We start from the raw sequence: 698 nt of genomic DNA on the forward strand, positions 1-698 counted from the left end.
AATTCTACAAAAAAGAATTTTAAAACAAATATAAACAAGGCACTTTAATAGATGAAGTTAGCACTTTTTGGCGGGAGCTTTGATCCGGTTCATTTAGGACACGATAGCATTGTAAAAATGGCACTAAATAGCCTTGATATCGACAAGCTCATCATCATGCCAACTTTTATAAGTCCCTTTAAGAGCGAATTTTCAGCTCCACCAGAGCTTCGCCTAAAGTGGATAAGAGAAATTTGGGGCAGCTTAGAGAAGGTCGAGATCTCAGACTATGAGATAAATTTAGCTCGCCCAGTGCCTACCATAGAGACAGTTAAGTATTTGTATGAGAAATTCAAGATAGAAAAATTTTATCTCATAATAGGCGCTGACCACCTAGCCACACTTGATAAATGGCACGGGTACGAGGAGCTAAAAAGCTTAGTGCAGTTTGTGATCGCCAAGCGCAATCACATAGAAATTCCACAAAATTTACAAAAAATGGACGTGCACGTGGATGTTAGCTCGTCACAGATCAGGCACCAAAAGGGGCTTGATGAGCTGCCTAGCGAGATAAAAGATGAAGTTATAAATTTTTACCAAGGATTAAAAATGCAAGAGAGATCGATGCAAGAGCGCACCGAAAGTATAGTTAAGGTTTTAGACGCAAAAAAGGCTGAAGAGATACAAGTGATTGATATGAGTGGAGATAATTATTTCGT

Annotated in this window: 1 pseudogene; it reads left to right on the forward strand. The window is 38.8% G+C overall.

What is annotated here, in order from left to right:
• Positions 1 to 51: 51 nt before the first annotated feature.
• Positions 52 to 588: pseudogene (gene nadD / locus CYP51_RS05450) on the forward strand (nicotinate (nicotinamide) nucleotide adenylyltransferase); the annotation flags it as partial.
• Between the last annotated feature and the right edge of the window lie 110 nt (positions 589 to 698).

Source organism: Campylobacter concisus, from assembly GCF_002912895.1.
GTDB lineage: Bacteria > Campylobacterota > Campylobacteria > Campylobacterales > Campylobacteraceae > Campylobacter_A > Campylobacter_A concisus_G.